Source organism: Ideonella sp. B508-1, assembly GCF_000333615.1.
Lineage (GTDB): Bacteria > Pseudomonadota > Gammaproteobacteria > Burkholderiales > Burkholderiaceae_C > Ideonella.
The window spans coordinates 1-1210 of the sequence record NZ_BADL01000351.1 but is presented as its reverse complement, the minus strand read 5'-3'; the positions used below and the strand labels follow the sequence as shown (position 1 = coordinate 1210).

1 protein-coding gene is annotated in these 1210 nt (G+C 61.3%); it reads left to right on the top strand.

The window, feature by feature from the left end:
• Positions 1-340 precede the first annotated feature (340 nt).
• Positions 341-1210: carboxylesterase (locus I73_RS28150; protein ID WP_022981373.1), on the top strand; the 870-nt coding region annotated here is incomplete at its 3' end.

The following is a 1210-nucleotide window of genomic DNA, read 5'->3' as shown; positions in this document are numbered from 1 at the left end:
TACACCTACAAGGCCGGTCAGAAGACGGCCCTGGGCGTGGTGCACTGACCGACTTGCGCGTGCCAGAAACCTGGCATCGACAGCCCCTCAAAGAGGGCCACCTTCGGGTTGCCTTTTTTTCGCCCAGCTCTTCCTGTGGTCTTGCCCCTCGGGTGACCTGTGGGGCATGCCGTTTGGGGTATCTGGCGGCATTGTTAATCAGAGGTAAATCAGGTGGCCAAAGCTTGGCACAGAACGATCAAAGCCCCTAACATGAGGGATTGGAATACGAATTTAAAAAAAGCAAGGAACATCCTCTTTTAAATCATCGAGGCACGTGTTTCTGGCTTGACCCCTCTGAATGAAAACGCAGTCTCGTCCTGAGACGTCGACCTCCCTGCGCGAACTTCACCTGCGCGGTGGGCGCCACGGCATCTTGCTGTTTCATGGGCTCAGCAGCAGCCCCCTGGAGCTGCAATTCATTGCCAGAGGCTTGCACCGGGCTGACTACACGGTGAAAGTGCCTGTGATGCCGGGCTATACCTACGGCACCTTCAGCGAGGCACCACTGCGCTCCGCCCAGGCCTGGGTGGCCGGTGCGCTCAAGGCCTGTGATGCCATGCTGGCCGAGTGCGACACCGTGTCGATCGGTGGGCTGTGTCTGGGGGCTGTTCTGGCGGCCCGTGTTGCTGCGCTCAGGTCGGACCGTCTGGCCTCTTTGCTGTGCCTGTCGGCCGCCTTGCACTACGATGGCTGGGGCAACCCCTGGTACACCCATTTGCTGCCCTTGGCCCGTGTGACGCCTTTTGCCAGGCGCATCCGCGTCAAGGAGCGCGAGCCCTTCGGCTTGAAGGATCTGCGCATGCGTGCCTGGGTGGCCAGGCAGATGCAGGAGTTGGGTGAATCGGATGCCGGTGCAGCCTCGCTGTGCGTGGCCGATCTGCTTCGGGCCCGTGACCTGATCCGGCTGACCCGCCGCTCGCTCGGGGATGTGACCGTCCCGACACTGTTGATCCATGCACGGGAGGACGAATGCGCCACACCGCGCAGCGCCTATGAACTCGCCAGCAAGGTCAGTGCGGCCTGCACGCGGGTTGTCCTGCTCAACGACAGCTACCACATGATCAGCATCGACCGAGAGAAGGAGACGGTGCTGTCCGAACTGCGCCAGTTCCTCTCGCACACGCAGGAATGCGCTCAACGGCAGGATGCTCTTCGTGATCGGGCCAAT